We start from the raw sequence: 23,715 nt of genomic DNA on the forward strand, positions 1-23,715 counted from the left end.
CCCGCGAGCCGTGGGTGCTACGCGGCGGAGCTGCTGGAGGAAGTGCCGGTGCTCGACGACTTCGAGTCCGAGGAGGACGACGAAGAAGACGAAGACGTGGAGGAAGAGGTCGAGTCGGACGACGTGGACGTCGACGACTTCGACGACGCCGGCGAGCTGCTCGACGAGGAGCCGCGGCTGTCGTTGCGGTAGAAGCCGGAGCCCTTGAAGACGATGCCGACCGCGGAGAACACCTTCTTGAGGCGGCCCTGGCAGCTGGGGCACTCGGTCAGGGCGTCGTCGGTGAACTTCTGCACCGCCTCGAGGCCCTCGCCGCACTCGGTGCACTGGTACTGGTACGTCGGCACTGTCTTCCTCCTGGCACTCTCACTCGATGAGTGCTAACGACGGTCAAGTGTGTCGTATTCCAGCCGTTCAGTCCACCGCCACCGGCACGCGGTGACCGACGCCACGTGCGACGGTACGGCCGCGGGGCCGTGCCGCCAGCCGTGAGCGCAGCGCCACCAGGGTCGCCAGGGCGAGCAGTGTGCCGCCCATCGGCACCAGGAACCCGGCGCCGCCCCAGAAGCGATCCTCCAGCTGCCCGGCGGCCGTGACGGCGGCGGCCTGGCCCAGCGCCACCGCACCGGTGAGCCAGGTGAACGCCTCGGTGCGGGCGCCGGCCGGGACCAGGCTCTCGACCAGCGTGTACCCGGTGATCAGCGCGGGCGCGATGCACATACCGACGAGCAGGCCGAGGCCGGCCAGGACGAGCACCGAGTGCGCGGCCCACAGCCCGGACGCGGCCAGCGCCAGAGCGGCGTATCCGACGAGGAGGCGGCGCTGCGGGGCCACCTTCCACGCGATGGCTCCGCAGACGATGCCGGAGAGCATGTTGCCCGCCGCGAACGTGCCGTACAGGACGCCGTTCAGGCCGGGCTCGCCGATCGACTCGGTGAAGGCGGCCAGCGAGACCTGCATGCCGCCGAAGACGGAACCGATGCCCAGGAAGGTCACGATCAGTACGCGCACCCCGGGGATGCGCAGCGCGGAAGTGTGCTCCACGCGCGCGTGCCCGACGGCGGTGACCGAAGGCTGTGTGCTCTTCTGCGCGGCGAACAGCAGACCGCCCAGCAGGGTGAGCGCGGCCTCCGTCACCAGGCCCGCGGCCGGGTCGACGGCCGTGCACAGGGCGGTGGCCAGCAGCGGGCCGACCACGAAGGTCAGCTCGTCCGTGACCGACTCGAAGGCCGCCGCCGTCGTCATCAGGGGCGAGCCCTGGAGCTTCACGCCCCAGCGGGCCCGCACCATGGGCCCGATCTGCGGCACCGAGGCACCGGTCGGGACGGCCGCCGCGAACAGCGCCCACAGGGGGGCGTCGGCCAGCGCGAGCGCGGTCAGGGTCAGGCCGGACAGGACGTGCACCAGGACGCCGGGGATCAGCACGGCGCGCTGCCCGTAGCGATCGGCGAGACGGCCGCTGTAGGGCGCGAACAGCGCCATGGAGACGCCGGTGACGGCCGCGGCGGCGCCCGCCGCACCGTAGGAGCCGGTGGTGTGCTGCACCAGCAGCACGATGGAGATGGTCAGCATCGCGAACGGCTGGCGGGCGGCGAAGCCGGGGAGCAGGAACGTCCAGGCGCCGCGGGTGCGCAGCAGCTGTCCGTATCCGGGGCGGGAGGCGGCCGGCGAGTCCTTCGTCGGCTCGGTGGTGACCGTGGACGCCACGGTCCGTGCCTTTCTGCCGCCTGGTAGCGCGGCCCCGTCGGGTGGGGGGCGGCGCCGAGAGCTGTCCTCTTGCGCGGAACTGCGGTAGATGCCGATGCCCACTGAGGAAGGACGTCCCGGCCGCCATACGGTCGCGCCAGCTCTGCGTCAGGCAGAGTTGGTTTGATCTGGGTTACGCCTGCATAGTACAGGGAGAAGCGCCTGGTGATCCTGTGAAAATGAGCACTTCCCGGTGCACCGCCTGCGAATGGGTCGCCCCGCCCTGCTCTGTCAGCTTGTCCCGTTCGTCCCCAGCCACCCGGCCAGCTTGCCCCCGGCCGCCACGGCCCGCAGCCGGTTCTCGGCGGCGTCCCGTACCGGGTCCGTGGCGACCACGAGCAGCTCGTCCCCGCGCCGCAGCACCGTCGTCGGCAGCGGAACGAACGATTCTTTGTCGCGGACGATCAGGGTGACGGCGGCCCCGGCGGGCAGCCGCAGCTCGTTGATCTCGACGCCGTGCATCTTCGAGCCGTTCGGGATCGCGAAGGACAGCAGGTGTCCACGCAGCTGCTCCAGGGGCGCCGACTCGATGCCGAGGTCGGAGGGCGCGGGGCCGTCGCCGAGGTGCAGTTTGCGGGCGAGCCAGGGCAGCGTCGGGCCCTGGACCAGGGTGTAGACGACGACCAGGACGAAGACGATGTTGAAGATGCGTTCGCTGTCCGGGACGCCGCCCACCATGGGGATCGTCGCCAGGATGATGGGCACGGCGCCGCGCAGCCCGGCCCAGGACATCAGCGCCTGCTCCCGCCAGGGGACGCGGAACGGCACCAGGCAGGCCACGATGCTCAGCGGACGCGCCACCATGGTCAGCACCAGCCCGATGACGAGTGCGGGCAGGATGTCGTCGCCCAGTTCGTGCGGGGTGACCAGCAGTCCGAGCAGGACGAACATGCCGATCTGGGCGATCCAGCCGACCCCGTCGGCGAACCCGCGCGTGGCGGGCCAGTGCGGCAGCTTGGCGTTGCCCATGACCATCGAGGCGAGATACACGGCCAGGAAGCCGCTGCCATGCGCCATGGCGCCGGCCGCGTAGGCGGCGACGGCGATGGCCATGACGGCGATCGGGTAGAGGCCGGAGGCGGGCAGCGCGACGTGCCGCAGGCCCCAGGAGCCCAGCCAGCCCACCGCGATGCCGATGGCGGCGCCGATGGCCAGCTCCAGGGTTATCTCGCCCACCAGCGCGTACCAGTGCTCCATCGGGCCGGACTGGGAGAAGGCGACCACCAGGATGACCACAGGGGCGTCGTTGAATCCGGACTCGGCCTCCAGGGTGCCCGTCACGCGCGCGGGCAGGGGGATCCTGCGCAGCACGGAGAAGACCGCGGCCGCGTCGGTGGAGGAGACGACCGCCCCGATGATGAGCGACTGCCGCCAGTCCAGCCCGACCAGGTAGTGCGCGCCCGCAGCGGTGACCCCGACGCTGATCCCGATCCCGGCCAGCGCCAGCGCGGTGGCGGCCGGAAGGGCCGGCTTGATCTCCTTCCACTTCGTGCCGAGACCACCTTCGGCCAGGATCACGACCAGGGCCGCATAGCCGATGACCTGCGTCAGCTCGGCGTCGTCGAAGCGGATGCCGCCGATGCCGTCCTGGCCCATGAGCGTGCCGATGCCCAGGTAAACGAGCAGGCTGGGGAGCCCGCTGCGCGAGGAGATCCGGACCGCTGCGACGGCGACGAGCAGGACGAGCGAGCAGACGAGCAGGAGCTGGTTGAGGTCGTGGACAGTCAGCGGCCGTTCCCTTCCCTGGCCCGCACGCACGCGCGCGTGGGCTCACGTACATAGGACACGAAGTGGTGGTTCTCCGCACCCAACTACTTCGTTACCTTACCTAACTCTTGACGATTTCTTGACGATCGGCGAGGCATGATCGAACGCCCGTCCGCGCTGGATCCCCACTCCGCGTCAAGGGGGACCAGGCCCTGCGCCTATGGTTGCTCCAGCGCTCATTCAAAAGGACAGCCAGCCCTGCCGCTCGCGTTAGGACAGCAAGGACAGCGATGCCCCCGAATACCACCGCCTCCACGGGTCAGCAGCCCGGCAAGTCCGGCAGGAAGAAGGGGCGCAGAGCCCGTCTGATCGTCCTGGTGCTGGCGCTGGCCCTGATCGCAGGCGTCACCGGCGGTGCCTACTGGTCCATCAGCACCGTCCGTGCCTCCTTCCCGCAGACCAAGGGCTCGATCTCGCTGGACGGCCTGTCCGGGCCCGTCGACGTGAAGCGCGACGACTACGGCATCCCGCAGATCTACGCGTCCTCCGACGAGGACCTGTTCATGGCGCAGGGCTACGTCCAGGCGCAGGACCGGTTCTACGAGATGGACGTGCGCCGGCACATGACCTCCGGGCGCCTGTCGGAGATGTTCGGCAAGAGCCAGGTCGAGAACGACGAGTTCCTGCGCACCCTGGGCTGGGACCGGATCGCGCAGGAGGAGTACGACAAGACGCTGTCGGCCTCCACCAAGAAGTACCTCCAGGCCTACGCCAAGGGCGTCAACGCCTACCTGGACGGCAAGGACAACAAGGACATCTCCCTGGAGTACGCGGCGCTCGGGTTCGCCAACGACTACAAGCCGGCGAAGTGGACCCCGGTCGACTCGGTCGCCTGGCTCAAGGCGATGGCCTGGGACCTGCGCGGCAACATGCAGGACGAGATCGACCGGGCCCTGATGACCAGCCGCCTCGGCCCCAAGGAGATCGCGGACCTGTACCCGGGGTATCCGTACAGCCGTAACAAGACGATCGTCCAGAGCGGCCAGTACGACGAGATCACCAAGACGTTCGAGCAGGGCGGCTCCGCGTCCACCGCGGGCTCGTCCACCGGCGGTTCCACGAGCGGCTCGACGGGCACCGCCTCCTCCTCGGCCGCCAACGGCCTGCAGAGCCAGCTGGCGGGCCTCCAGGACGTCCTGGACGGCCTCCCCACCGCCGTCGGCGTGAACGGCAACGGCATCGGCTCCAACTCCTGGGTGGTCGCCGGGAAGCACACCATCACCGGCAAGCCGCTGCTCGCCAACGACCCGCACCTGTCGGCCTCGCTGCCGTCCGTCTGGTACCAGATGGGCCTGCACTGCCGCGCGGTCTCCAGCAAGTGCCAGTACGACGTCAGCGGCTACACCTTCGCGGGCATGCCCGGCGTGATCATCGGCCACAACCAGAACATCTCCTGGGGCATGACCAACTCCGGCGTGGACGTCACCGACCTCTACCTGGAGAAGCTGTCCGGCGACGGCTACCTGTACGACGCCAAGACGGTCCCCTTCAAGACGCGCGAGGAGACCATCAAGGTCGCCGGCGGCGAGTCCAAGAAGATCGTCGTCCGTGAGACCAACAACGGCCCCTTGCTGTCCGACCGCAGCTCCGAGCTGGTGAAGGTCGGCAAGAAGGCCTCCGTCAACACCGCCGCCCCCGACCGCGGCGACGGCTACGGCATCTCGCTGCGCTGGACCGCGCTGGATCCGGGCACCTCCATGGACGCCGTGTTCGCCATGAACAAGGCGGCGGACTGGAACGACTTCCGCGCCGCGGCCACCCTGTTCGACGTGCCCTCGCAGAACCTGGTCTACGCCGACACCAAGGGCCACATCGGCTACACGCTGCCTGGAAAGATCCCCACGCGCGCGAGCGGCTACGACGGCTCCGTGCCGGCGCCGGGCTGGGACTCCAAGTCCCGCTGGACCGGCTACATCGACGACGACGAGCTGCCGTACGAGTACGACCCGTCCCGCGGCTACATCGTCACCGCCAACCAGGCCGTGGTCGACAAGACCAAGTACCCCTACACGCTCACCACGGACTGGGGCTACGGCAGCCGCAGCCAGCGCATCACCGACCTGATCCAGTCGAAGATCGACGACGGCGGCAAGATCTCCACCGACGACATGCGCCAGATGCAGCTCGACAACAGCAGCGAGATCGCCAAGCTGCTCGTGCCCAAGCTGCTGAAGATCGACATCGACGACAAGAAGGTCCGGGACGCGGAGGACGTCCGGGAGGCGCAGGAGCTCCTGGAGGGCTGGGACTACACCCAGGACGCCGACTCCGCGGCGGCCGCCTACTTCAACTCGGTCTGGCGCAACATCCTCAAGCTCGCCTTCGGCAACAAGCTGCCCAAGGAGCTGCGGGTCAAGGGCCAGTGCCTGCTGGTCGACCCGGTCAACACCACGGGCCCCGCGGATCAGACGGACAAGGTGCGTGAGTGCGGTGAGCGCGACGCCGACCAGGCGCAGCCGGACGGCGGCGACCGCTGGTTCGAGGTCGTGCGCAGCCTCATGGACGACGAGGACAGCGACTGGTGGACGACGCCGAGCTCGGGCAACCGCCCCGGCGCCACCAACCGCGACGACCTCTTCATGCGCGCCATGGTCGACGCCCGATGGGAGCTGACCGCCAAGCTCGGCAAGGACATCGACACCTGGAGCTGGGGCCGGCTGCACCGCCTGTTCCTGAAGAACCAGACCCTCGGCACCGAGGGCCCCGGCTTCCTGCAGTACGCCCTCAACCGCGGCCCCTGGAAGCTCAGCGGCGGCGAGGCCACGGTCAACGCCACCGGCTGGAACGCCGCGGGCGGCTACGGCGTCGTCTGGGTGCCGTCGATGCGGATGGTGGTCAACCTCGGCGACCTCGACAAGTCGAAGTGGATCAACCTCACCGGTGCCTCCGGGCACGCCTACAACGCCCACTACACCGACCAGACGGACAAGTGGGCCGACGGCGAACTGCTCGACTGGTCCTTCTCGGACGGCGCGGTCGACGAGAGCACCGAGGACACCCTGGTGCTCAGGCCGTGACCCGCTGACGGCGAACGACCGAAGGGGCCCTCCACGCGCACGCGTGAGGGCCCCTTCGCATGCGGGACGCGTCTCAGGGCTCCGGGAAGCGGCGCACACCCGACGGTGTCACCACCGCGTGCACCGGACGGTCGTGCGGCTCCTCGGGGACGCGCTCGACGACCTCGGAGTCGTACAGCAGCACCACGAGCGAGGAACGGGCGCCCGCGCGTTCCAGACGGGCGAGAACGCGGTCGTACGACCCGCCGCCGCGCCCCAGCCGCATCCCGCGCGCGTCGACCGCGAGGCCCGGCAGCAGCACCACGTCGGCGTCGGTCACGGCGTCCGGGCCGAGGCGTTCGCCGCTCGGCTCCAAGAGGGCCATCAACTTGCCGTGTTGGACCCGGGCGAGGGAGTCCTCCCCGGTGTACGCGCCCCAGTCGAGGTCGTTGTCGGGCAGCAGGACGGGGATCAGGACGCGCACGCCCCGCGCGCGCAGTGCGTCCAACAGCGCGAGCGTGCCCGGTTCGGTGCCGACGGAGACGTACGCCGCCACCACGCGCGCGTGCGCCAGTTCGCGCAGGTCCAGGGCCCGTTCGGCCAACGCGACAGCGGACGCCCGCACGTCATCCGCCGTCAACCTGCTTCTCACCGCGAGGAACTCTCGCCGCAACATTCGCTTGTCAGTCTCGCCCGAACGTCCGATGTGACTCACCCGTCGCTTCCGTACCCATCCCAATGGGCTCATATGAGTTCCAAATAACCGGAGCCTCAGATTCCCTACAAAGGCACCGGATAAGGTGGCGGGCATGACTCAGTCGCACCCTCGGATCAGCAAGGCTGTCATCCCAGCAGCGGGCCTAGGTACCCGCTTCCTTCCGGCCACCAAAGCCACTCCCAAGGAGATGCTGCCGGTCGTCGACAAGCCGGCGATCCAGTACGTGGTCGAAGAGGCCGTCTCCGCGGGCCTCGACGACGTCCTCATGATCACGGGCCGCAACAAGCGGCCCCTGGAGGACCACTTCGACCGCAACTACGAACTCGAGTCCGCCCTGGAGAAGAAGGGCGACGCCGAACGGCTCGCCAAGGTCCAGGAGTCCAGTGACCTCGCCACCATGCACTACGTCCGCCAGGGCGACCCCAGGGGCCTCGGCCACGCCGTCCTGTGCGCCGCCCCGCACGTCGGCCACGAGCCCTTCGCGGTCCTCCTCGGCGACGACCTGATCGACCCGCGCGACCCGCTGCTCAAGCGGATGGTCGAGGTCCAGGAGCAGCGCGGCGGCAGCGTCATCGCGCTCATGGAGGTCGCGCCCGAGCAGATTCACCTTTATGGATGTGCGGCCGTCGACCCCACCGAGGACGGTGACGTGGTCAAGGTCCACGACCTGGTCGAGAAGCCGGCCGCGGCGGACGCCCCGTCGAACTACGCCATCATCGGCCGCTATGTCCTCGACCCGCACATCTTCGACATACTGCGCAAGACCGAGCCCGGTCGGGGCGGCGAGATCCAGCTCACCGACGCCCTCCAGCAGCTCTCGCAGGACGAGAAGGTCGGCGGCCCGGTGCACGGCGTCGTCTTCAAGGGCCGCCGCTATGACACCGGTGACCGCGGCGACTACCTGCGTGCCATTGTCAGACTCGCATGCGAACGTGAAGACCTGGGCCCGGACTTCCGGACCTGGCTTCGCAGTTACGTAGCCGAGGAGATGTAGCGCTTTGAGCACCGCCGCGACCCGCCCGGCCGACCAGGACCACCTCTGGTCGGTGGACGAACACCTGGAGGACATCCTCGCGACCGTCCGTCCCCTCGAACCCATCGAGCTGCAACTGCTCGACGCCCAGGGCTGCGTCCTGGTCGAGGACGTCACGGTGCCGGTCTCCCTGCCGCCGTTCGACAACAGCTCCATGGACGGGTACGCGGTGCGGGTCGCGGATGTCGCGGGCGCGAGCGAGGAGTTCCCCGCCGTCCTGGAGGTCGTCGGGGACGTCGCGGCGGGCCAGGCCGAACCGCCCCACGTGGGCCCCGGCCAGGCCGCCCGCATCATGACCGGCGCCCCGCTGCCGCCCGGCGCCGAGACCGTCGTTCCGGTGGAGTGGACCGACGGAGGCCTCGGGGAGGGCCCGGTGACCGGCATGCGCGCCCGCAGCCTGGCCCCCGAGGGCGACCGGGGCGATGTGCACATCTACCGGCCCGCCGAGGCACGCGCGCATGTGCGGGCGAAGGGCAGCGACGTGAAGGCCGGCGACCGTGCCCTTGAGGCCGGCACGGTCCTCGGGCCGTCGCAGATCGCCCTGCTCGCCGCGATCGGCCGCGGCACGGTACGGGTGCGCCCGCGCCCGCGTGTGGTCGTGCTGTCCACCGGCAGCGAACTCGTCCAGCCCGACGAGACCCTGGGCAGCGGGCAGATCTACGACTCCAACAGCTTCGCCCTCACCGCGGCCGCCCGTGACGCCGGCGCCATCGCCTACCGCGTGGGCGCCGTCGCCGACGACGTCGAGACACTCCGGTCCACCATTGAGGACCAGCTCGTCCGCGCCGACCTCGTGGTCACCACCGGCGGGGTGAGCGTCGGGGCGTACGACGTCGTCAAGGAGGCGCTGTCGCACGTCGGCGACGAGGACGAGGCGGGCAGCGGCGTCGATTTCCGCAAGCTCGCCATGCAGCCCGGCAAGCCCCAGGGCTTCGGCTCCATCGGCCCCGACCACACCCCGCTGCTCGCCCTCCCGGGCAACCCGGTGTCGTCGTACGTCTCCTTCGAGGTCTTCGCGCGCCCCGCCATCCGCACGCTGATGGGCCTGGAGGACGTCCACCGGACGCGGACGACCGCGACCCTGACGGCCGACGAGGCGCTGAGCTCGCCCAAGGGGCGCAGACAGTTCCTGCGCGGGACGTACGCCGCGGGCGAGGTGCGGCCGGTCGGCGGCGCCGGATCCCATCTGATCGCGGCCCTCGCGCACGCGGACGCGTTGATCGTCGTCCCCGAGGACGTGGAGAGCGTCGAGCCCGGCACCGAGGTCGAGGTGGTCCTGCTCGGCTGAGCGGCCCTGGCCCGCGGTACCGTGTCGCGCACAGCAGGCCCGTGCGCCGCACCGCGACGGGCCCGGACCGGGAGCGCCACGCCAGCATGAGCACGCAGGACCCACCCAGCCAGGACCACCTCACGCACATCGACGACGCGGGCGCCGCCCGCATGGTCGACGTCTCGGAGAAGGACGTCACCGCGCGCACGGCACGCGCCAGCGGACGCGTCCTGGTCTCGCCCCGTGTGATCGAGCTGCTGCGCGGCGAGGGCGTCCCCAAGGGCGACGCCCTGGCCACCGCGCGCATCGCGGGCATCATGGGTGCCAAGCGCACCCCGGATCTGATCCCGCTGTGCCACCCGCTCGCGGTGTCCGGTGTGAAACTGGACCTGTCGGTCGCGGACGACGCCGTGGAGATCCTGGCCACCGTGAAGACCACGGACCGTACGGGCGTCGAGATGGAGGCCCTCACCGCGGTCTCCGTCGCCGCGCTCACCGTGATCGACATGGTGAAGGCGGTCGACAAGGGAGCGGTCATCACGGACGTGCGGGTGGAGCAGAAGACGGGCGGCAAGTCGGGCGACTGGAGCCGGTCATGACGTATCGCGCTCTGGTGGTCACGGCCTCCAACAGGGCTGCCGCCGGGATCTACGAGGACAAGGGCGGTCCGCTGATCGCCCAGGGCCTGAAGGGCTTCGGATTCGACGTCGAGGGGCCGCAGGTCGTGCCCGACGGAGACCCGGTCCAGGCCGCCCTGCGCGCGGGGGTCGAGGCGGGGTACGACGTCATCGTGACCACCGGCGGCACCGGCATCTCGCCCACCGACCGCACGCCCGAGGCGACCCGCGAGGTGATCGACCACGAGGTGCCGGGCATCGCCGAGGCCATCCGGGCGTTCGGTCGGGAGAAGGTGCCGACCGCCGCGCTCTCCCGGGGCCTGGCCGGAGTGGCGGGAGCCACCCTGATCGTGAACCTGCCCGGTTCCAGCGGCGGGGTGAAGGACGGACTGGCCGTCCTGGAGCCCCTGCTGGTCCATGCCGTCGACCAGATCCGCGGCGGCGACCACCCCAGACACAGCAGTGGGGGTGCGAGCTGAACAGCCCATCCTGGCCCGTCGTGCTGAGGGACGGCGATGTTGTCCTGAGGCCGATAAAGATGCGCGACCAACGGGCCTGGCGCGAGGTCAACCGACGCAACCGGGACTGGCTGCGCCCCTGGGAGGCGACCATTCCGCCGCCCACGCCCAGCGGGCCGATCACGCACCGGCCGACCTACCGCCAGATGGTCCGGCACCTGCGGTCCGAGGCGAACGCGGGCCGGATGCTGCCGTTCGTCATCGAGTACCAGGGGCGGCTGGTCGGGCAGTTGACGGTGGCCGGGATCACCTGGGGTTCGATGTGCTCGGGGCACGTCGGCTACTGGGTGGACGAGGCGGTGGCGGGCCGCGGGGTGATGCCGACCGCCGTGGCGCTCGCCGTGGACCACTGTTTCCGGTCCGTCGGTCTGCACCGCATCGAGGTCTGCATTCGCCCCGAGAACGGGCCCAGCCGCCGGGTCGTGGAGAAACTCGGATTCCGTGAGGAGGGGCTGCGTCCGCGATATCTCCACATCGACGGGGCCTGGCGCGACCATCTCGTCTTCGCGCTCACGGCGGAAGAGGTGCCGGAAGGGTTGCTGAGCCGTTGGCAGCGGGCACGCTCGCAGCAGACGCCGCGCACGAACCCGCAGGACACCCGACAGAACACCCGGCACAACACCCGGCACAACACCCAGGGGAATCCCGCGTAGCCCGGAAATTGAATAAGTGTTCGAAATTGATCGCCCGATGACCGGCTCGGGGCAATAAATTCGCTCCCTCGGTGGGCTGCTGATCGCATCGGTCACAAAAAAAGTTCGAAATATCAGCCAGATCGTGCGACACACCGGCTCAATTGGCAGATGGCCTCACGCAAACCCCTCTACCGTGTGAGGCGTGAGCAGCAGCGGCCTCATCTACGCAGTCATTGTCGGGGCCTGGGCCGCCTACTTGGTGCCGATGTGGCTCCGTAGGCAGGACGAGCTGAACGAGGCCCGTCCGACGGAACGCTTCAGCACGGCCATCCGGTTGCTGTCCGGACGGGCGGGGATGGAGCGCCGGTACGCCAAGGACCTGCGCGCGCGCTCCACCGAGGAGGGGGAGCCCAGCGCCGATGATCCGGGCGATGTCACCGAGTCGGTGGACGTCCGGGCCTTCGCCATGCCTCCGACCCGTCCGCAGACCCAGGCAACGGTCCCGACACAACCGCCCGGACGCCCTGAGCCGACGCCTGAACAGGCGTCCAGGCCGGCCTCCGAACGCGGCAACGCGCCCGTCCACGAACCGGGCTCCGCCCCGGCCCGCAAGGCGGCGCCCAAGCGGGTACCCGCCGCTCGGCGTGCCCCCGCGGACGAGGCGGCCGTGGCACGTGCGCGGCGCTCCAAGGCGCTCGCTCGCCGTCGGCGTACCACCGTCGTCCTCTTCTTCGCCTTCACGCTCGGCGCGATCGTCGCCGCGGTCGGCGGGCTCGCGTTCCTGTGGGCGCCCGGCGTTCCGGCCGTGATGCTCAGCGGGTACATCGCGTACCTGCGCTCCCAGGAGCGCCGCCGCTTCGCCTACCAGATGGACCGGCGCCAGGCGGAGGCCGCCGCCCAGCGGGTGCGCGAGCACGCCCGCCAGTCGCGCCGGCGCGGCGCCGTCGACGCCGGTGACGGCGTCGACGAGCCCGACGAGAGGCCCGAACCAGGTACCGACACCGGGACGTCCGCGCTCGCCGCGGACCGCCGCGCCCTCGTCGAGCAGACCGACCACGCCGAGTGGGTCGACCAGCAGCGCGAGCGGCAGCGGCGGCCCGGACACGGGGACAGCTGGGACCCGGTCCCGGTGCCGTTGCCGACGTATGTGACCGCGCCGGTCGCTCCGCGGGCCACCTCCGACGTGGACCTCGGGGCCCCGGACGCATGGAGCTCGGCCCGGTCCAGCTCCGTCACCCGGGACCGGGACGCGCGCGCCGACGCGGGCGACGGTGCCGCACGGGGCGCGGAGCCTGCGGACGCGGACCGCGGTGAGGAGAAGGACGACGGGAGCGGCCGCAGCGACGCCCGCCGCGCCGCCTCCGCTCGCCGGGCGCGCGAGCGGGGCCGTACGCCACTGTTCGACCAGTACGAGGACGGCGGCCGGCCGCGCGCGGCGAACGAGTAGCCGACCGCCCCGGTGGCGGGCCGGGCCGCCGACCAGGAACGGATTTCCAAGCAGCCCGATCGGGGTGCTAAAGTTTCACTCGTTGCAAGGGCCTGTGGCGCAGTCCGGTAGCGCACCTCGTTCGCATCGAGGGGGCCAGGGGTTCAAATCCCCTCAGGTCCACAGCAACGACTTTCCAAGGGAACTTGGGGAGTTGGCGAGATCCCGTCCGATCGGTTGATCGGGCGGGATCTTTGTTGTTCCCAGCTAGTTCCCGGCTTGTTCCCAGGGGGGCGTGTCTTGAGGGCGAACTTCTGGCGGTTCATGGCTGCCAGTCTGATCTCAGCCACCGGATCCGCGATGGCCACCCTCGCGCTCGCCTACTCCGTCATCGAAGAGGGCGGAGGAGCCGGGGACCTCGGTGTGGTGCTCGCCATGAACACCGTGCCGACCGTCGTCTTCCTCCTCGTGGGCGGAGTGCTCGCGGACCGTGTGTCCCGCAGTCGGCTGCTCTTCCTCGGGAATCTGCTGGCGGCCGTCGCCCAGGGGGCCTTGGCGGCCCTGGTGGCCACCGGGCACGCGACGACCGCCTCCATCGCCGCCTGCGGTTTCGTCTCGGGGACGGCGGTGGCCTTCACCGTGCCCGCCACTCAGGGGGCCGTCGCCCAGATCGTCCCCGCGGAGCAGTTGCAGCGGGCCAACGCCCTGCTCAGGCTGCCGACCAACGCGGTCAAGGTGCTCGGGCCGGCGGTCGGTGGAGTCGTCGTCGCGGTCAGCGGTCCGGCCTGGGCGCTGGCCTGGGACGCGCTCACCTTCGCCGTCGCCGCCTTCCTGCTGCTCGGGCTGCGCCTGGACGCGCCAGTCACCGCCACCAGCGCGCTGAGTGACCTGCGTGCGGGGTGGGCCGGCTTCTGGGCGCGGACCTGGTTGTGGACGTACACGGTCGCGGGGACCGTCCTTGTCGCCGCGTGGCTGGCGGGGTTCCAGCTGCTGGGTCCGGTTGTCGCGGCGGAGCGGTACGCGGGGGCGCGTGACTGGGGGCTTGCGCAGGGCGCGTTCGCGGCGGGGCTGCTGGCCGGCACGGTGGTGTGTCTGCGCTGGCGGCCGTATCGGCTGTTGGTCGTGGCCGTCGCGGCCGGTGCGCCCCTCGCCGCGCCCCTGCTCGTCATGGGCTGGGGACTGTCGCTGCCCTGGCTGCTGTTGGCCATGCTGCTCGCGGGGATCGGGCTGGACGTGGCGATCGTCGCGTGGACGACCGCCTTCCAACAGCATGTGCCGCAGGGGGAGTTGGGGCGCATGAGCGCCTTCAACAGTGTGGGTGAGCGGCTGGCGATTCCGCTCGGCTATCTGCTGACCGCCCTCGCGGCCGGCACCTGGGGCAACCGGACGGTGCTGATGGCGTGCGCCGGTCTGGTCGTTGCCTCCGCCGTCCTCAACCTCTGTGTGCGGGACGTGTATCGCATCAACGCCGTGAAACGCGTCGACGCCGTGGCACCCGACCAGGCCGTGGAGCGCGGCAACGCGCCACGGAGGTGACGCTTACAGGGTCTACAGCGTCTTCGCGTAACACAGGCTCAGTTCGTGGTGGCGGTAGTAGCCGAACTTCTCGCACGGCTCGTACCCGCTGGACGCGTACAGCGCCACCGCCTCCGGCTGCTTGATGCCGGTCTCCAGCACCATGCGGATGCGGCCCGCGGCCCGCGCGTCCTCCTCCAGTGCGGCCAGGATGCGTCTGGCGAGGCCCCGGCCGCGCATCGACTCGACCACGTACATCCGCTTGAGCTCGGCGTCCCCGTCCCGGTTGCCCTCGCCGTTCTCGTCCTGGACCCGCCAGCCGCCGGAGGCGACCGGGGCGCCGAGGTCGTCGTACGCGATCAGGTACCGGCCGTTCGGCGGCTCGAAGTCCGCCGTGTCCATGGCCGTCGCGTCGCCGCCGTCGCCGTAGCGGACGCCGTACTCGGCCTGGACCTCGTCGTTGAGTTTGACGGCGTCGGGGTGGTCGAAGGAGACGTGACGTATATGCATGCTAGATACCGTATATCAATTCAAGATCAAGAGGTTCCAGAACCGGACACCGTCCAGTGTGCCGGTAAGGTGCCCGGGTGCTCACTGTGACCTCTGTGAATGTGAACGGGCTGCGCGCCGCCGCGAAGAAGGGCTTCGTGGAGTGGCTCGGCGGTACGGAAGCCGATGTGCTGTGCCTTCAGGAGGTGCGCGCGGAGCCGCAGCAGCTGCCGGAGCAGGTGCGGACGCCCGACGGCTGGCATGTCGTGCACGCCCCCGCCGCCGCCAAGGGCCGCGCCGGCGTCTCCCTCTACACCCGCCGTGAGCCCGACCGGATCCAGGTCGGCTTCGGGTCGAGCGAGTTCGACGGCAGCGGACGGTACGTCGAGGCCGATCTGCCGGGTGTGACGGTCGCCTCGCTCTATCTGCCCTCCGGTGAGGTCGGCACCGAGCGGCAGGACGAGAAGGTCCGGTTCATGGGCGAGTTCCTGGCCCATCTGAAGGATCTGCGCGAGCGTGCCGCCGCCGACGGCCGTGAGGTCGTCGTCTGCGGCGACTGGAACATCGCCCATCAACAGGCCGACCTGAAGAACTGGCGGGGCAACACCAAGAACTCCGGCTTCCTGCCGGAGGAGCGGGAGTGGCTCACGCAGGTGCTCGACCCCGTCGACGGCGGCTATGTCGATGTGGTGCGAGCGCTGCACCCGGACGCCGAGGGGCCGTACTCGTGGTGGTCGTACCGCGGGCGGGCCTTCGACAACGACACAGGCTGGCGTATCGACTACCAGATCGCGACGCCGGGGCTCGCCGCCAAGGCGCTCAAGGGGTATGTCGAGCGCGCGGCGACGCACGCGGAGCGCTGGTCGGACCACGCGCCGGTGACGGTGGTCTACGACCGCTAGGGCCTGTCCGGCGGCCGCTCGGGCTGGTCCCGCTCGGTCTGCTTGCGCAGGCGGCGGTCCAGTGCCAGGGACAGCTCCGCCTCCACGACGCTCCGGGCGAGCGGGCGCAGGCGCTGGAGGTCGTCCTCGTGGGTGTGGCGCAGGACCAGGTCGGCGAACATCTCCGCCAGGTCGTCGACGTGTTCGCGGACCTTCTTGGCCGCCGCCAGCACCTCCGAGAGCGGGATGCCCTCGCGGACCAGGGCCGAGGAGACGTCCAGCAGGCGGCGGCTGACGTGCACGATCTCGTCGCCGTCGGTGCCGAGGTAGCCGAGTTCCAGCGAGGCGGCGAGGTTCTCCGGGGTGACCTGGCCCTCGAAGCGGGCGGCGAGTTCCTCGGGGGTGAGGCGGACCGGCTCCTCCTCGGTCGGGGCGGCGACGCCGAGCAGGTCGGCGACGTCCCGGCCGTGGTCGAGGGCCTCCGCCAGTTCCCCGATGCCGGTGAGGGTGTGCCCGCGCTCCAGCAGGGCCGCGATCGTGCGCAGGCGGGCCAGGTGGTGGTCGTCGTACCAGGCGATACGGCCCTCGCGGCGGGGCGGCGGTATCAGCTTGCGTTCGCGGTAGAAGCGCAGGGTGCGCACCGTGATGCCGGCCAGGCGGGCCAGCTCCTCCATGCGGTACTCGCGCTTCTCGGTCACTCCGGAACCTTAATTCGTACGGGCGGTACCCGCGGCGGCAGCCGCTGATGTAAACGAACCCCGAACGACCCCTACCGGTCGGTACGGACCTCCTCTACTCTCCCATTGCGCCAGTGTTCACTGGCATGGTTCCGGTTGAGGCATGGAGGCACAGGCATGGCCGAACGCGAACATGTGCGGGTCGCGGTGGTCGGGTCCGGGTTCGGCGGGCTGGGGGCCGCCGTCCGGCTGCGGCGCGAGGGCGTCACCGACTTCGTCGTCCTGGAGCGGGCCGACAGCGTCGGCGGCACCTGGCGGGACAACAGCTACCCGGGGTGCGCCTGCGATGTGCCGTCCCATCTGTACTCGTTCTCCTTCGCGCCCAACCCCGACTGGCCGCGCACCTTCTCCGGCCAGGAACACATCCGCGCCTACCTGGAGCACGTCACGGACGTCTTCGGGCTGCGGTCGCACCTCCGCTTCGACTCGGAGGTGAAGCGGATGACCTGGAACGCCGAGCGGCTGTGCTGGGACATCGAGACCAGCAGCGGGAGTCTGTCGGCCGACCTGGTCGTCTCCGCCACCGGGCCGCTGTCCGACCCCAAGATGCCCGACATCCCGGGGCTGGACTCCTTCCCCGGCAAGGTCTTCCACTCCGCCCGCTGGGACCACGACTACGACCTGCGCGGCAAGCGCGTCGCCATGGTCGGCACCGGCGCCTCCGCCATCCAGATCGTGCCGGCCATCCAGCCGGAGGTCGAGCGGCTCACGCTCTTCCAGCGCACCCCGCCGTGGGTCATGCCCCGCGTCGACCGCGCGATCAGCGGCGCCGAGCGCTCCCTGCACCGGGCCCTGCCCTTCACCACCCAGATGCGTCGCGGACTGCTGTGGGGGCTCCGGGAGTTGCAGGTCCAGGCGTTCACCAAGCACCCCAACGAACTAGGGCTCATCGAGCAGCTGGCCAAGCGGAACATGGGGCGTGCCATCAAGGACCCCGCCCTGCGCGCCAAGCTCACCCCCGATTACCGCATCGGCTGCAAGCGGATCCTGCTGAGCAGCGAGTACTACCCGGCGATCGCCCGCCCCAACGTGGACGTCGTCGCGAGCGGGCTCAGCGAGATCCGCGGCTCGACCGTCGTCGCCGCCGACGGCAGCGAGGCCGAGGTCGACGCGATCGTCTTCGGTACGGGCTTCCATGTCACCGACATGCCCATCGCCGACCGGGTGGTGGGCGCGGACGGCCGGACGCTCGCCGAGACCTGGAAGGGCGGGATGGAGGCCCTGCGGGGCGCCTCCGCCGCCGGGTTCCCGAACTGGATGACCATCATCGGGCCCAACACCGGACTCGGGAACTCGTCCATGATCCTGATGATCGAGTCCCAGCTGAACTACATGGCCGACTTCGTACGGCAGTTGAACGTCCTCGGTGGCAAGGTCGCCCTCGACGCGCGGCCCAGCGCCGTGCACGCCTGGAACCGGCGGGTGCAGGAGCGCATGAAGCGGACCGTGTGGAACACGGGTGGGTGCACGAGTTGGTACCTGGATGCCAACGGCCGTAACTCCACCATCTGGCCCGGTACGACCTCGGAGTTCCGGCGGGCCACGCGGCGGGTGGATCTCGCGGAGTACGCCGTTGTCCGGGCCGACGGGGGAAGCGCAGAAGGCAACGACAGCAACGACAACGCGGAGGTGACGGCATGAGCCGTCTCATGCACGTGGCCTCTGGGCCGTACGCCCCACCCGTCCCCGCCCGTGAGCTGACGGCCGTGTCCGCCGACGGCGCCCGGCTGCACATAGAGGTGCACGGGCCCGAGAACGCGCCCGCCGTCGTCCTCGCGCACGGCTGGACCTGCTCGACCGCCTTCTGGGCGGCGCAGATACGGGACCTCGCCGCCGACCACCGCGTCATCGCCTACGACCAGCGTGGTCACGGACGCAGCCCGGCCGGCTCCGGCTGCACCTCCGACGCGCTCGCCGACGACCTCGAAGCCGTACTGAAGGCGACCCTCGCACCCGGTGAGCAGGCCGTGATCGCCGGGCACTCCATGGGCGGCATGACGGTGATGGCCGCCGCCACGCGCCCGGCGCTGCGGGAGCACGCCGCTGCCGTCCTGCTGTGCAGCACCGGCTCCTCGCGGCTGGTCGCCGAGTCGACCGTCCTGCCGATGCGGCCGGGGCGGCTGCGGACCTGGCTGACCAAGCACATCCTCGGGTCGCGGGCGCCGCTCGGGCCGGTCACGCCGGTCGCCCGGGCGATCCTCAAGTACGCCACGATGGGCCCGGGTTCGGCCCCGCACATGGTCGAGGCGTGCGCGCGGATCGTGCACGCGTGCCCGCGCAAGGTGCGGTACGCCTGGTCGCACGTGCTCGACCTGCTCGATCTCGACCACGGGGTACGGGAGTTGACGGTGCCGACCGAGGTCGTCGTCGGTACGGCGGACAGGCTGACGCCGCCCGTGCACGCCCGTGCGCTGGCCGCCGCGCTGCCCGACTGCCTCGGTGTCACCGAACTGCCCGGCCTCGGGCACATGACACCCGTGGAGGCGCCGGAGCTGGTGACCGGGAAGATACGGCGGCTTGTCACCACGTATGCCAAGGCGACGGCTCCGCAGGACGTGCCGTACACGCAGGTGAAGGAGGGCGCATGAGCAAGGTGAGTCTCGAAGGTCAGGTCGCCGTCGTCACCGGGGCGGCGCGGGGTGTCGGTGAGCTGCTCGCCCGTAAGCTCTCCGCGCGCGGGGCGAAGGTGGCGCTCGTCGGGCTGGAGCCGGACGAGCTCAAGCAGGTCTCCGAGCGGCTGCACAGCGACAGCGACCACTGGTACGCCGATGTGACGGACCATGAGGCCATGTCGCGGGTCGCGCGGGAGGTCAAGGAGCGGTTCGGGAAGGTCGACATCGTGGTCGCCAACGCGGGGGTCGCCTCCGGTGGGCCCTTCGTCGACTCCGATCCGGACGCGTGGCGGCGGGTCATCGAGGTCAATCTCATCGGGTCGGCGGTGACGGCCCGTGCGTTTCTGCCGGTGCTGATGGAGAGCCGGGGGTATCTGCTGCAGATAGCCTCGCTGGCCGCCATCACTCCGGCGCCGATGATGACCGCGTACTGCGCGTCCAAGTCGGGTGTGGAGGCGTACGCGCACAGCCTGCGGGCCGAAGTCGGGTACAAGGGCGTGCGGGTGGGCGTCGGGTATCTGTCCTGGACCGACACCGACATGGTGCGCGGGGCCGATCAGGACGACGTCATGCGGGAGTTGAGGAAGCGGCTGCCGTGGCCGTCCAACAAGACGTATCCGCTGGGGCCGGCGGTCGACCGGATCGTGGCCGGGATCGAGCGGCGGTCGAGCCATGTGTACGGGCAGTGGTGGCTGCGCGGGATGCAGGGGGTGCGCGGGTATCTGCCGGGGGTCATCGGGACCGTGGGGCAGCGGGAGATGCGGCGGTTCGCGGACCGGCTGGAGGGGATGCGGACGGGGCTGGTCGGGGCGGGGGGCTCCGCCGATGAGCGGGAGCGAACTGGGCGGATAACGCCGCGTAACTGATCGACATGCGTGAGGTTATCGCCCGTGTGAATCTGGTCGAGGCCCCAGCGAGGGGCCAACCCCCCCACTCACTACGGGAGTGAACCCACATGGGTATGAAGGACCAGTTCCAGGAGAAGTCCGAGCAGCTCAAGCAGCGCGCGCAGCAGCAGCGGCAGCAGGGTCAGCAGGGGCGTCCGGGTCAGCCGGGCCACCCCGGTCAGCCGGGTCAGCCGGAGCGGGGTCGTCAGCGGCCGCAGCGTGAGGATGAGCGCGAGCGCCCTACTCGTGACGATGAGGAGCGGTTCGACCAGGACTACGACCGGTAAGTGTCGTGGTCGGCTGAGCCGATGGACGCGGGGTGCCCCCTGTTTGGTGGGTGCCCCGCGTTTTGGCGTGCGTTGAGAGGTGCGTTGTCGGGTGCGGGTGAGTGGGGGCTGGTCGCGCAGTTCCCCGCGCCCCTGGGTTGCATGGGTTGCCGTGTCTCGAGAGACGTGGGGGTTTGTCGCGCCCGCGCGGCGGAGCCGCAAACTGATACAGCCCCGCGCCCCTAGGCAGGCTGCGCCGGCGTCGCTCAAGAGCTCAGGGGCGTGGGGGAAGCTCTGGCCTCGATCGATTCGGTACGTGTGCGTAGTCCGGGGGCGTTGCCGGGGGGTTGGACTCCAGTAGTTTCAGGGCCAGTTCCACCGCGTCCGTCAGCTGGGCGTGTCTGCCCTCCGCCCAGTCCAGGGGGGTCCGGAGGATCTCCAGGTCGGGGGTTACGCCCTTGTTCTCGATGGTCCAGCCGTACGCGTCGAACCACGCCGCGTTCATCGGGACCGTGATCACCGTGCCGTCGCCCAGGCGGTGGCGGCCGGTCATGCCGACCACTCCGCCCCACGTGCGTTGGCCGACCACCGGGCCGAGCTTCAGGAGTTTGAAGGCCGCCGTGATCATGTCGCCGTCTGAGGACGTCGCCTCGTCGGCCAGGGCGACGATCGGGCCACGCGGGGCGTTTGACGCGTACGACACCGGCTGGGCGTTTCTCGTCAGGTCCCAGCCCAGGATCGTGCGGGTCAGTTTCTCCACGACCAGCTCGCTGATATGGCCGCCCGCGTTGCCGCGTACGTCGACGATCAGTGCGGGGCGTGACATCTCCATCCGTAGGTCCCGGTTGAACTGGGCCCAGCCCGAGCCGCCCATGTCGGGGATGTGCAGGTAGCCGCAGTGGCCGCCGCTCAACTCCCGGACCACGGCGCGCCGTTTGGCCACCCAGTCCTGGTAGCGCAGCGGGCGTTCGTCGAGCAGCGGGACCACGGCCGCCCGGCGTGATCTGCCCGCCTCGCCCTCCGCCGGACTGAACGTCAGCTCCACCGTCGTACCGCCGGAGCCGGCCAGCAAGGGAAAGGGGCCCGTGACCGGGTCCACGGGGCGGCCGTCCACGTGGGTGAGGACCGCTCCCTCGCGGATTCCGGTGCCCGCCAGGGGAGAGCGGGCCTTGGAGTCGGACGACTCGCCGGGGAGGATGCGCCGGACCGTCCAACCCTCGTCCCTGCGCTCGAAGTTGGCGCCCAGCAGGCCCTGCCGGCGCTGGTAGTGGGGCGGGCCCTCGTTGCGGCGGGCGGCGGAGACGTACGCGTGGGAGGTGCCGAGTTCGCCCAGTACCTCGCGCAGGAGGTCCGCGAACTCGTCGGGAGAGGCCACGCGGTCGACCAACGGGCGGTACTGGGCCAGCACTCCGTCCCAGTCGATGCCGCACATGTCCGGCTCCCAGAAGTACGCCCGGATCAGGCGGCCCGCCTCCTCGTACGACTGTCGCCACTCCGCCGTCGGGTCCACCTCGTGCAGGATGCGGCGCAGGTCGATCCAGACCGTCGTGTCGCTGTCGCCGGACTCGCTCGCGGGCACCCCGCGCAGGTCGCCCTCGTCGACCAGGACCAGGCGGCTGCCGTCGCCGCTCACCGCGAACCAGTCCAGATGGTCGACGAGTTCGGACTTCTTCGCCTTGCTGATGTTGAAGTGTTCGAGGGTCGGCCGGCCGGTCATGTCGTCCGGGTTGGCGAACGTCTCGCCCAGCGCGCCCGAGATCGGCCAGCGCAGCCAGACCAGTCCGCCGCCCGCGACCGGGTACAGCGCCGAGTACTTGGAGGCGGCGACCGGGAAGGGGGTGACCCGGCTCTCCAGGCCCTCGACCTCGATGGTCGTCGTGCCGGCCTCCCCGCCCTCCTCGTCCTCCACCGGGTCCAGACCGCCGGCCGCCGGGCGGCCCTCGGGGTTGAGGGCGAACGGGGAGGGGGTGGCCGAGGACAGGGGGACCAGGTAGGGGCGGCAGCCGAGCGGGAAGGACAGGTCGCCGGTGTGGACGTCGTACACCGGGTCGAAGCCGCGCCAGGAGAGGAAGGCGAGGTAGCGGCCGTCCCGGGTGAACACGGGGTTCTCGTCCTCGAAGCGGCCGTTGGTGACGTCGACGATCAGGGTGTCCTTTATGCGGGCCAGCTTGATCTGGCGCAGGGAGCGGCCGATCCCCGGGTGCGACCAGGTCAACCAGGTCCCGTCCGGGGAGAAGGCCAGGTCCCGTACGGGGCCGTTGATCGACCGGATCAGCTCCGTGACCTCGCCGTTCGAGTCCTCCGTCACGTCGAGGAGGAGCAGCCGTCCGTCGTGCGCCGCGATCGCGAGGCGCTCTCCGCCCGGGTCGGCGACCATCTCCAGGACCCGGCCCAGCTCGCCGGAGGCCAGCCGGCGGGGTTCCCGGTCGCCGGTCGCCCGGGGGAGGTAGGCGATCTCGATCGCGTCCTCGCCCTCGGCGTCCGTCACATACGCGACCTGGCCGACCGAGCCGAGCATCTCCGGGAGCCGGACCCGTACGCCCGGGGTGTCGGTGATCGTGCGGGCGGGGCCGTCCCGGTGGGTGAGCCAGTAGAGGCTGCCGCGTACGACCACCGCGCTCGCGCGGCCCGTCTCGTCGACGGAGATGCCGTCGATGTGGTGGGCGGCCGGCACCTGGTACGTACGGCGTCCCGCACGCGGCCCGCTCAGGCGTACGTCGAGCTTGCGCGGTTTGCTGTCCGCGGCGAGGTCGTCCACGATCCACAGGTCGCCCGCGCACTGGTACACCACCCGGGTGCCGTCGCCGGAAGCGTGCCGGGCGTAGAAGGCGTCGTGGTCGGTGTGCCGGCGCAGGTCGGAGCCGTCGTACGCGCACGAGTAGAGGTTGCCGACGCCCTCGTGGTCGGAGAGGAAGGCGATCCGGCCGCCGACGAACATGGGGGAGTGCAGATGGCCGCCGATGTCCGGGAGCAGGCGTTCGCCGTGCAGCCAGAGGCGGCCCGTGGCCCCGCCCCGGTAGCGCTTCCAGGAAGCAGGTTCGTGCGGTGGGGTGCCGGTCAGGAGCAGGCTCTTGCGCTCTCCGTCGATGTCGGCGACCTGGATGTCGGAGCACGGGCCCCAGGGGAGTTTGCGGCCGGGGTCGCCGTCGGGGCGGACCTTGTACGCCCAGGTGAAGTGGGAGAAGGGCTCGCCGTGGGAGGCGACGGCGAGGATCACGCCGTCGGGTGTCCAGCCGCACACCTGGGTGTCCGCCGAGCCCCAGTGGGTGAGCTGCTCGCCGGGGCCGCCGTCCACCGGGACCAGATGGATCTCGGGGACCAGACTGCGCCAGCTCGTGTACGCGATGCGCCGGCCCTCGGGGCAGAAGCGGGGGTGGCCGATCTTGGTGCGGTCCACGGTGAGCCGCCAGGCGCGGCCGGGGCCGTCGAGGGGGGCCAGCCACAGGTCGTCCTCGGCCACGAAGCAGAGCAGGTCGTCATGGAGGTGCGGCAGGCGCAGATAGCTCACGTCCCCATGTTTTTCCCACAGACGTACCTGAGCAACTCGTGACATAAGGATCCGAGTGGGATCCGAGTGGGACATGGCCGAGACCTGCGTGAGC

The 23,715-nt window shown here is 70.6% G+C and carries 20 protein-coding genes and 1 tRNA gene; 14 read left to right on the plus strand and 7 right to left on the minus strand.

What is annotated here, in order from left to right; all coding sequences use genetic code 11:
* Positions 1-17: 17 nt before the first annotated feature.
* The 3 genes from BLU79_RS06820 to BLU79_RS06830 all read right to left on the minus strand — a co-directional run bounded on the left by BLU79_RS06820 (position 18) and on the right by BLU79_RS06830 (position 3,504).
* A complete protein-coding gene (locus tag BLU79_RS06820; RefSeq protein ID WP_093904678.1) occupies positions 18-347 on the minus strand; it encodes an FmdB family zinc ribbon protein in 330 nt (109 codons plus the stop codon).
* A gap of 67 nt (positions 348-414) precedes the next feature.
* Positions 415-1,707, minus strand: coding sequence for an MFS transporter (locus tag BLU79_RS06825; protein ID WP_093904679.1), 1,293 nt, complete (start codon positions 1,705-1,707; stop codon positions 415-417).
* A 270-nt stretch (positions 1,708-1,977) separates the two neighbouring features.
* Complete coding sequence (locus BLU79_RS06830; RefSeq protein WP_093904680.1) at positions 1,978-3,504, minus strand: potassium/proton antiporter; 1,527 nt, start codon at positions 3,502-3,504, stop codon at positions 1,978-1,980.
* Positions 3,505-3,743: 239 nt separating this feature from the next.
* Between BLU79_RS06830 and BLU79_RS06835 the strand changes: the two genes are divergently transcribed.
* Positions 3,744-6,530, plus strand: a complete 2,787-nt coding sequence (locus BLU79_RS06835; protein WP_093904681.1) for a penicillin acylase family protein — start codon at positions 3,744-3,746, stop codon at positions 6,528-6,530.
* A gap of 73 nt (positions 6,531-6,603) precedes the next feature.
* Here the strand turns inward: BLU79_RS06835 and BLU79_RS06840 are convergent, their stop codons facing one another.
* Entirely contained in the window at positions 6,604-7,185 is a 582-nt protein-coding gene (locus BLU79_RS06840; RefSeq protein ID WP_371131824.1) for a 5-formyltetrahydrofolate cyclo-ligase, read from the minus strand.
* Positions 7,186-7,318: 133 nt separating this feature from the next.
* Between BLU79_RS06840 and galU the strand changes: the two genes are divergently transcribed.
* From galU to BLU79_RS06880, 8 genes are all read left to right on the plus strand, one after another.
* On the plus strand, positions 7,319-8,221 hold the full coding sequence (gene galU / locus BLU79_RS06845) for a UTP--glucose-1-phosphate uridylyltransferase GalU (protein WP_093904683.1): 903 nt from the start codon (positions 7,319-7,321) through the stop codon (positions 8,219-8,221).
* A gap of 4 nt (positions 8,222-8,225) precedes the next feature.
* Positions 8,226-9,548, plus strand: a complete 1,323-nt coding sequence (gene glp / locus BLU79_RS06850; RefSeq protein WP_093904684.1) for a molybdotransferase-like divisome protein Glp — start codon at positions 8,226-8,228, stop codon at positions 9,546-9,548.
* An 86-nt stretch (positions 9,549-9,634) separates the two neighbouring features.
* Positions 9,635-10,129, plus strand: coding sequence for a cyclic pyranopterin monophosphate synthase MoaC (gene moaC, locus BLU79_RS06855; protein WP_093904685.1), 495 nt, complete (start codon positions 9,635-9,637; stop codon positions 10,127-10,129).
* Complete coding sequence (locus tag BLU79_RS06860; RefSeq protein WP_093904686.1) at positions 10,126-10,626, plus strand: MogA/MoaB family molybdenum cofactor biosynthesis protein; 501 nt, start codon at positions 10,126-10,128, stop codon at positions 10,624-10,626. The genes moaC and BLU79_RS06860 overlap by 4 nt, the downstream gene beginning before the upstream one ends.
* A 20-nt stretch (positions 10,627-10,646) precedes the next feature.
* Positions 10,647-11,318 (plus strand): GNAT family N-acetyltransferase, encoded by a 672-nt coding sequence (locus BLU79_RS06865; protein ID WP_093904687.1) that lies wholly within the window; start codon positions 10,647-10,649, stop codon positions 11,316-11,318.
* Positions 11,319-11,502: 184 nt separating this feature from the next.
* Positions 11,503-12,747 carry a divisome protein SepX/GlpR gene (glpR, locus tag BLU79_RS06870; protein ID WP_093904688.1) on the plus strand — a complete coding sequence of 415 codons (1,245 nt, stop codon included), beginning with the start codon at positions 11,503-11,505 and terminating at the stop codon, positions 12,745-12,747.
* A gap of 88 nt (positions 12,748-12,835) precedes the next feature.
* Positions 12,836-12,909, plus strand: a tRNA-Ala gene (locus tag BLU79_RS06875).
* A gap of 141 nt (positions 12,910-13,050) precedes the next feature.
* Positions 13,051-14,262, plus strand: a complete 1,212-nt coding sequence (locus tag BLU79_RS06880) for an MFS transporter (RefSeq protein WP_093904689.1) — start codon at positions 13,051-13,053, stop codon at positions 14,260-14,262.
* 12 nt (positions 14,263-14,274) lie between these two features.
* Here the strand turns inward: BLU79_RS06880 and BLU79_RS06885 are convergent, their stop codons facing one another.
* Positions 14,275-14,751 (minus strand): GNAT family N-acetyltransferase, encoded by a 477-nt coding sequence (locus BLU79_RS06885; RefSeq protein ID WP_093904690.1) that lies wholly within the window; start codon positions 14,749-14,751, stop codon positions 14,275-14,277.
* A gap of 77 nt (positions 14,752-14,828) precedes the next feature.
* Between BLU79_RS06885 and BLU79_RS06890 the strand changes: the two genes are divergently transcribed.
* Positions 14,829-15,632, plus strand: a complete 804-nt coding sequence (locus BLU79_RS06890; RefSeq protein ID WP_093904691.1) for an exodeoxyribonuclease III — start codon at positions 14,829-14,831, stop codon at positions 15,630-15,632.
* On the opposite strand, the gene BLU79_RS06895 is transcribed toward BLU79_RS06890, so the two are convergent.
* Positions 15,629-16,309: a MerR family transcriptional regulator gene (locus tag BLU79_RS06895; RefSeq protein ID WP_093904692.1), complete on the minus strand. Its 681-nt coding sequence runs from the start codon at positions 16,307-16,309 to the stop codon at positions 15,629-15,631. The genes BLU79_RS06890 and BLU79_RS06895 overlap by 4 nt on opposite strands.
* A gap of 156 nt (positions 16,310-16,465) precedes the next feature.
* Between BLU79_RS06895 and BLU79_RS06900 the strand changes: the two genes are divergently transcribed.
* From BLU79_RS06900 to BLU79_RS06915, 4 genes are all read left to right on the plus strand, one after another.
* Positions 16,466-17,989 (plus strand): flavin-containing monooxygenase, encoded by a 1,524-nt coding sequence (locus BLU79_RS06900; protein ID WP_093904693.1) that lies wholly within the window; start codon positions 16,466-16,468, stop codon positions 17,987-17,989.
* The gene (locus BLU79_RS06905; RefSeq protein ID WP_093904694.1) at positions 17,986-18,936 is read left to right on the plus strand and encodes an alpha/beta fold hydrolase; all 951 of its coding nucleotides are present in this window, start codon (positions 17,986-17,988) and stop codon (positions 18,934-18,936) included. Before BLU79_RS06900 ends, BLU79_RS06905 begins: the two co-directional genes overlap by 4 nt.
* Complete coding sequence (locus BLU79_RS06910) at positions 18,933-19,826, plus strand: SDR family oxidoreductase (RefSeq protein ID WP_093904695.1); 894 nt, start codon at positions 18,933-18,935, stop codon at positions 19,824-19,826. Before BLU79_RS06905 ends, BLU79_RS06910 begins: the two co-directional genes overlap by 4 nt.
* 89 nt (positions 19,827-19,915) lie before the next feature.
* Positions 19,916-20,134 carry a hypothetical protein gene (locus tag BLU79_RS06915; RefSeq protein WP_093904696.1) on the plus strand — a complete coding sequence of 73 codons (219 nt, stop codon included), beginning with the start codon at positions 19,916-19,918 and terminating at the stop codon, positions 20,132-20,134.
* Positions 20,135-20,387: 253 nt separating this feature from the next.
* On the opposite strand, the gene BLU79_RS06920 is transcribed toward BLU79_RS06915, so the two are convergent.
* On the minus strand, positions 20,388-23,621 hold the full coding sequence (locus BLU79_RS06920) for a S41 family peptidase (protein ID WP_093904697.1): 3,234 nt from the start codon (positions 23,619-23,621) through the stop codon (positions 20,388-20,390).
* Between the last annotated feature and the right edge of the window lie 94 nt (positions 23,622-23,715).

The sequence above is a fragment of the Streptomyces sp. cf386 genome (assembly GCF_900103585.1).
Lineage (GTDB): Bacteria > Actinomycetota > Actinomycetes > Streptomycetales > Streptomycetaceae > Streptomyces.

Bases quoted from the DNA above. Each gene is read 5' to 3' on its own strand.
- BLU79_RS06835 (WP_093904681.1), top strand. From the start codon at position 3,744: ATGCCCCCGAATACCACCGCCTCCACGGGTCAGCAGCCCGGCAAGTCC.
- BLU79_RS06840 (WP_371131824.1), bottom strand. From the start codon at position 7,185: ATGTTGCGGCGAGAGTTCCTCGCGGTGAGAAGCAGGTTGACGGCGGAT.
- galU (WP_093904683.1), top strand. From the start codon at position 7,319: ATGACTCAGTCGCACCCTCGGATCAGCAAGGCTGTCATCCCAGCAGCG.
- moaC (WP_093904685.1), top strand. From the start codon at position 9,635: ATGAGCACGCAGGACCCACCCAGCCAGGACCACCTCACGCACATCGAC.
- BLU79_RS06860 (WP_093904686.1), top strand. From the start codon at position 10,126: ATGACGTATCGCGCTCTGGTGGTCACGGCCTCCAACAGGGCTGCCGCC.
- BLU79_RS06880 (WP_093904689.1), top strand. From the start codon at position 13,051: ATGGCTGCCAGTCTGATCTCAGCCACCGGATCCGCGATGGCCACCCTC.
- BLU79_RS06885 (WP_093904690.1), bottom strand. From the start codon at position 14,751: ATGCATATACGTCACGTCTCCTTCGACCACCCCGACGCCGTCAAACTC.
- BLU79_RS06900 (WP_093904693.1), top strand. From the start codon at position 16,466: ATGGCCGAACGCGAACATGTGCGGGTCGCGGTGGTCGGGTCCGGGTTC.
- BLU79_RS06905 (WP_093904694.1), top strand. From the start codon at position 17,986: ATGAGCCGTCTCATGCACGTGGCCTCTGGGCCGTACGCCCCACCCGTC.
- BLU79_RS06910 (WP_093904695.1), top strand. From the start codon at position 18,933: ATGAGCAAGGTGAGTCTCGAAGGTCAGGTCGCCGTCGTCACCGGGGCG.
- BLU79_RS06915 (WP_093904696.1), top strand. From the start codon at position 19,916: ATGGGTATGAAGGACCAGTTCCAGGAGAAGTCCGAGCAGCTCAAGCAG.